Raw genomic sequence first — 6,181 nt, 5'->3', positions numbered from 1 at the left:
CCGCTCTATCGCTAACTACCTAACCTGGTACAACCAACGACGGCCCCATTCCAGTCTGGCGGACCAGACCCCGGATGAGGCATACTTCGCCACGCTGCCAGCGATCAAATCGGCAGCCTGACTGCCCCAGCGCTTCCACTTAAAAACTCCGGATCCCTGTCCGAACAAACGGTGCCACCTCTAACCGCCCACAAGGACATCGAGCAGCAGAAGTCCAAGTGTGTAAAGCCGATTAAGTTCGAGATTACGGGTGTTAGTTACGACAAGAATCGAAACAACAAGGACTACTTTCGGGAGGATGCCCCGCAAGAGATTAAGGCACTGGCGAACAATCTTCACGACCGTACCGACCCGTTGTGGGACAAGGCTGTGCAGTACGTCAACGCGCCAGAGTTCGTCTATGAGGTTCGCCAAGCCAGGATCATTTAGCACGACGCCTACCAATGCACTCACGCCGACGCCGCGCGGCGCGGCTTAATTTCGGCCTTCCCGAACGTGCTTCTGCGAGCCGGTAATTTCCGCTTAGGGTCGCGTAGCGTCGACCGGCCCCTTCCCCCGCCCGGCCGCCTCAAGTCGGCCATGAAGGGACTTTCGTCCGATGCGTCGTCGTGACATTCTCATGGCAGCTCAACTCCGCAAGCGGCCGTTCGATCGACGAGAGACGTACGTCGCGTCATCGGCCATTACAGCCGGTCGACGGTAGCAACCCCGCGGGAAACGATGCCGTGCCGGACAGGATTGCGTCCAGGATATGTGCATAACGGAGGCGCCAATCATGTAGCGACTGCTGCACACCGGTTAATTTTCGGCATGCGAAGGCCGGCCCTGCCCGTCGCCAAAAGCTCGCGCCGAAGCTACTGAAGCCTACGGTACCGGCTGGCGGGCGGTCGCAGCGGTCAAAATGGCTTATCATGCCTACGGTTTGGTTTGCGCAACATAGCTTGATAAGCTGCAATGCGCAAATGAAACCGGAACCACGGCGCCCCATTACCCCCTCGAGCCAAGCGGCCACCCGCCAAGTTGGAGTTGCGGCACGCTATGTCGATGAAGTCGCATCGAGGGGACGAGCGTCTTTCACCCTGGCCGATCTCTGCGCTGCCACCGGTTTGAGCCACAAGGCTGCCCGTGATCAGATTGACCACCTGGAAAACAGGGCCGTCCGCATCACCCCCCGCAAAGACTTCTTTTTGATCGTCCGCCCTGAGCAACGAGCGATTGGCGCCCCGCCCGCGTCGTGGTGGATCGACGCCTATTTCCGCCAGGCCGGCCGCCCCTACTACATCGGACTCCTCTCCGCCGCGGCTGAGTTTGGCTCCCAGCACCAGGCTGTGCAGGAAGTTCAGGTCGTAACCGACCGGCCGATGCGGGATCTGACGATTGGGCGGCAGCGCATCAAGTTCTTCGTCAAGCGCGGCACCGCTGAGACGCCGACGACGACCCCGGCCAACGCCTTCGCCCCAGTTGCCGTCAGCACGCCGGCGGCCACCTCGCTGGACCTGCTTCGTTACGCCGATCGGATCGGGGGGATCAGTCGCGCAGTCGAGGCGATCAATGGAATGGCGAAGCACCTCGACCGAGACGATGTGGTTTCGGCTACCTCCTTCTCAAACTTAACAAACCGGCTCTGGCAAAATGCGTCGCTGCCGCGCTCCCGAGCCGTTTGGAGCAAGTGTGGTTTGACTTTGACGACAAACGGGCCTGGACTGCTCGCTTGAGCGAACTCACGATCGACCCGACGTTCTCCGTAATCGAATCGCGAAACTTAAGGATTGATGCATGAACCGGCTGACCCAACAGGACATCTTGGCGCACCAGCAAGAGGTTCCGTGGCCAAATCTCTACCAGGTTGAGTAGGACCTGCTGCTCTGCCGGTCCATGATCGCAATCTTCAATGACGAGTTTCTGTCCAAGGAAGTTGCCATGCGCGGCGGCACGGTCCTTCACAAGGTTCACCTTGCCCCGGCCTGTCGCTATTCCGAAGACATCGACCTTGTCGTCGTCGGTAAACGCCCCAAAGAACACATCCGTGCCGCGATCAAACGCGTCCTGACGCCCATCCTCGGGAAGCACAAGTCGTCGATCTGGGCCACGCTCAAGCTCGCCGTGCGGAATGCCTCCCGCCCCTCGGAAATCCTTCGCGTCATTTACGAAGTGCCATCCGTCTCCACGCCCGGGCGAACGCTGACCATCGAGATCGAAGCGAACGTCACTGAGCGCACGCCGCACAAGCCAGTGCAGACGCTCCCGTTCGCAGTGCCGTATCGCGACAGATCGCTAAGCGCCAACATCATCTCGTATGACCTGCATGAGATGCTTGGCACGAAGATGAGAGCGCTGTTTCAGCGCGAGAAAGGCCGCGACCTGTTCGACCTCTACCGCGCGATCACTCCGACGAACGTGAGCCACGACGAGATCATCCGCGCGTTCCAGCACTACATGAGTGAAGAGGAAACCATGGTGCCGCGCAGCGAGTTTGACGAACACCTGGATAGGTGCCTGAAAAATCCTGGCTTCTGTTCGGACATGAAGCCTCTGCTCTTGACCGGGGTCGAATACGACCCTCTTCAGGCCGCCGAGGTGGTTCGGGAACGGCTGCTCAGCCTCCTGCCGGCGTAACCCGGGTCGGGTACGGCTCAGCGAATACCAGCTTCAAAGTTTCATGACCGCGCGTCCCAGAATCGATCGCCGGAATCCAAGGCCAAGGCTGTGCTCAACTACAAGGACATCATCTATTTCTCATAGCGAAGGCCCCAGGACGGGGGCTTTCCGCGTAACGTTGATTTCAAGGGAAGATCTATGCCCGCCGGCCAGGTTCGGCCAACGCCGGCCATCCAGCTTGCGCCTGCGGACGGCGGGAGTGGCACCGATTCTCTGCCGTTCGCCCACGACTCGGCGACGGCAGATGTCAGGCCAGAATGAGTGTTCGACCATGCGCAGCTTCCAATCCAGCCTTGCGCGCCTGCATCCAGCATCAGCCGGAAATGCTACGCGAATGATTTCTACTTGGACGATGGTCAATCACTAATGCGCCTCAATGCTCTTAGCCTAAGGGACTGGGCTCTGATTGTGTTCGACAACTCAGGCGAGGTAAGGTGAGACATAAGCCACAAATAATCATCTCGTATACTCGAGGAGTTGATTCGGTCGGCAAGCGCTTGTGCGTCTTCTACGAGTCCATACTCGTCCGGCGCCTCGAACGGGCTGTTTTTTACATGGCGCGAAAGGAACCTCTGCAACCCTTCGTCGGTGGAGCAAATTTTGTTCACCGCGGCGTACACCTCCTCATACGCGAAATTCAACTGAGCGAAGCGATAGAGAATCGCGTGCATCCTCGGCTCCTTGGCGAGCGCGTCTGAGGAGATGGAATTCCTGACCCTATCCGACCAAGATGCTAGCGCCTCGTCGACTACTCTGCCGTCGCCCACCAGTTGGGCCTCGGTAGCCTTGATTAGATCCGGCCGCACGATCCATTTTCCTTGCTCGGCCGCTGCTTCAAGCAGCACGCTCTCCGATATAGATAAGGGAGCTTTCGCAATGATCAATTTGAAAATATCGTTCTGGGTGTCCAGCCCCCCTTTCCTTACTAGCCGCGCTAGGACCTTGGCAAAGAGTTCCGCTAGATCTCTTGTCAGTCCCAAAGAAGACTGGGCGAGCGTGGCGCAGTCGACAAGGACTACCGAGCACCCCATCGCATCCGGTGCTGCGCATGAGGGAAGATAATTGTGAATCCACTCGAGCAAGAAAGTCAGCTCAGGGGGCTCGATGTTCGCAATCGCCTCGGCAAGAAGTTCTGGTCGCTGCAGTTTCTTATGGATGTCACTTGCTTCGGGGACGCTTTCAAGGGACATCATGCGGAAATAGCGTGCCAGCCGATCGGGATCCGCTATGTGTAGTTCGTCCTCCGGGACGCGATCGTGTTTTCGGAAATCATCAGGAAATAGGAACGCGCATGCCTTGGAGGCTATCGTCAGATCGGGTTCCTGTTTAGGAAGATACTTCGCCCACGCGGGTTGATCGCTTTCCTGATCGGCCTCAAGCTTTGCCCACCGAGTCCAATCGAAATCATCATCTTCGACGCCAGAGTCGCCGCGGAACGCATGTCCTGTGAAGTCAGTAGGGTGGCAGTGCACGCTTTCCCGGATCTGCGGAAAGCGCTGTGAGATGGCCTCAAATACAAGGACGTCCGTAACGTTCACCTCATTTCTGGTAGCCGGAAGGCTGAGCATGAGCCGGTTCATAAGCCGGACGACATCTCTCGGATGCCGAGCGAGCCGGGTAAGCAGGCCTACGGCCTTTGGGTAGCCGGATGCTTCGAAGTCTCGGAGCTCAATGTTAAGAGTCGAGAACAGGGTCTGTAGCTGCTTGTCTACGAAACTTCTTAGTTGGTATTCAAACAGCGGTGGGATCGGGTAGGCGACCTGGACAATTTTCTCGAGGTAAGACTGGCCGGGAGCGGCATTACCGTTCCCAAGAGCCGCCGCCACAACATCACGATCATAAGCTATGAGGTAGGTCGTCCTCGGAAAGTCGGCGACCGCTTTGATTGCCTGGACCAGCGTACGAATCTCGTCCGCAGGAAGCCGATCGACGTCGTCTACGATTACCACTATTGGGCGATTAAAATCGCGCAAGGCTTCGGCGACCTCTGCCTTCTTTTTCGCGAGATCGAGTGTAGGAAGCAATCTCTTTACGTCGCTTAGCGCGTCGCCTGCTTCCTTCGTGGCGTCGGCGGCATTATCGGCGATCTCGGCAAGGTCCTCTGCGATATTCCCCGCAAACGCTGTTCCCGGCACGTACTTGAGGTACTTGAGATGCCTGATAAGTCCGATGTACCCGAGAAGCCTCTCTCCGGCCTTGATTGCTTTTCCGGGGGTACCTCCTGGATCCAAGTTGATCGCAGCGGCGATCTGCGTCACCAGTGCGTCGATGAGCGCCCCAGTGTTGCTGACCATCCAAGGGTTGAAGTCAACCACAATCGCTTTCGTAGCTGCATCGCTGCACGCGGCCAATTCCGTCTTCACAAAGCCGATTACCGTGCTTTTGCCAGTTCCCCATCCGCCTTCGATTCCCACAACTAAGCCGTCACTTGCGCTAACTGAGAGGAGTGCCTTAGCGAGGTGTCTCGCAAATTGCGTGCGTCCAAGTGTATCAAGTTCGGCGGGACGGTCTGAATTGTAGGCTGGCACTGTCATGCTCGCTTCTTATTGGTCAATTTTTGGGCTCTTACCATTCAAATGAAGGGCAAGATGGCACGGATATGTGCCCAACTCGGGTATTCTTACACGCGCCTGATAGCTTTTCAGCGCCAATCTTACCGAGATTCGCGCTCCGATCCTTCTTCCGTTGCTTAATGGACGCAGGCTTCTCAGTCCGAGGTGGCAAGTGGACGTCGGTCAGTCTGCTCTACTCCGAAAGCTGTCATAAATGCATCCGAACATCAATGACTGTAGTGGGTCGTTCAGAGCCAATCGAGCACCGGCCCGTCGCCGAGATTGGCCGCCATGCGAAGTGCCCGGCCGAGCAATGAGACCGGCTGACGCAGATACTCAAGCCAAGTCCGAACAGCCGGGTTGAACATGCCGGGACGCTCAGCGTCGGTTTTGGCGCGCTACAAGGCGTGCCTCAGGGTCGGCAACTCCACCCGTCTCGCCACCGCTATCGCTCGAGCCTTGCGTACGTAAGCGCACTGAAATTTGTGACGCCCCGCAGGAAGAATGGGCCCAAGCACTACTCCAGTAGCGGCGTATCTGCAGTCCATGTTCTTCTCTGGTGAAGCGGTATATCGCACGTTCACCAGCGGGACATTGATATTCATCCTCTCGTGCAATGTAGATGAAGTCCGCCCGATCAAATCGACCTCCCGCCTTCGCGCTGGACGTCGTTGGCTTGGGCAAGATGGCAGCAATGCCCGTATCCGCACACGCCTTGATCTGCTGCGCACTGAAGTAGCCACGATCAGCTATGGCTTTAAGCCTGGTCTTACCCATCGCATCGCGAGCGGCTCGAGCCATCGAGCTGAGTTGCGCCCGATCTCTGCCAATATTGGTGACCTCATGAGCGACGATCAGATGGTGCTTGGCATCTACGGCCATCTGTACGTTGTAGCCGACCATTCCCGAGCCTTGCCACTTGTCGCCATCGAACGCGCATCAGGATCGGTCATCGAGATCTGACCATCTGG

General features: G+C 57.6%; 5 protein-coding genes and 1 pseudogene. 4 read left to right on the top strand and 2 right to left on the bottom strand.

The features are described from left to right. Positions 1-7: 7 nt before the first annotated feature. The 4 genes from A3A5_RS41190 to A3A5_RS38205 all read left to right on the top strand — a co-directional run bounded on the left by A3A5_RS41190 (position 8) and on the right by A3A5_RS38205 (position 2,616). Entirely contained in the window at positions 8-121 is a 114-nt protein-coding gene (locus A3A5_RS41190; protein WP_369797767.1) for an integrase core domain-containing protein, read from the top strand. Between the two features lie 50 nt (positions 122-171). Then, on the top strand, positions 172-429 hold the full coding sequence (locus A3A5_RS38215) for a hypothetical protein (RefSeq protein ID WP_018310574.1): 258 nt from the start codon (positions 172-174) through the stop codon (positions 427-429). 533 nt (positions 430-962) lie between these two features. Beyond that, positions 963-1,715, top strand: a complete 753-nt coding sequence (locus A3A5_RS40230) for a type IV toxin-antitoxin system AbiEi family antitoxin (RefSeq protein ID WP_157637186.1) — start codon at positions 963-965, stop codon at positions 1,713-1,715. A gap of 160 nt (positions 1,716-1,875) precedes the next feature. Beyond that, the gene (locus tag A3A5_RS38205; RefSeq protein WP_018310573.1) at positions 1,876-2,616 is read left to right on the top strand and encodes a nucleotidyl transferase AbiEii/AbiGii toxin family protein; all 741 of its coding nucleotides are present in this window, start codon (positions 1,876-1,878) and stop codon (positions 2,614-2,616) included. A 398-nt stretch (positions 2,617-3,014) separates the two neighbouring features. Here the strand turns inward: A3A5_RS38205 and A3A5_RS0110685 are convergent, their stop codons facing one another. Both A3A5_RS0110685 and A3A5_RS41185 read right to left on the bottom strand, forming a co-directional pair. After that, positions 3,015-5,192 carry a P-loop NTPase fold protein gene (locus tag A3A5_RS0110685; RefSeq protein ID WP_081623859.1) on the bottom strand — a complete coding sequence of 726 codons (2,178 nt, stop codon included), beginning with the start codon at positions 5,190-5,192 and terminating at the stop codon, positions 3,015-3,017. 534 nt (positions 5,193-5,726) lie between these two features. Then, positions 5,727-6,181: pseudogene (locus A3A5_RS41185) on the bottom strand (transposase); the annotation flags it as partial.

The organism is Cupriavidus sp. UYPR2.512 (genome assembly GCF_000379565.1).
Lineage (GTDB): Bacteria > Pseudomonadota > Gammaproteobacteria > Burkholderiales > Burkholderiaceae > Cupriavidus.
The sequence above is the reverse complement of the archived record's forward strand: the minus strand, read 5'-3'. Positions and strand labels throughout refer to the sequence as shown.

Excerpts from the sequence above, each read along its gene's own strand:
- A3A5_RS38205 (WP_018310573.1), top strand. The coding sequence starts at position 1,876 with ATGATCGCAATCTTCAATGACGAGTTTCTGTCCAAGGAAGTTGCCATG.
- A3A5_RS40230 (WP_157637186.1), top strand. The coding sequence starts at position 963 with ATGAAACCGGAACCACGGCGCCCCATTACCCCCTCGAGCCAAGCGGCC.
- A3A5_RS0110685 (WP_081623859.1), bottom strand. The coding sequence starts at position 5,192 with ATGACAGTGCCAGCCTACAATTCAGACCGTCCCGCCGAACTTGATACA.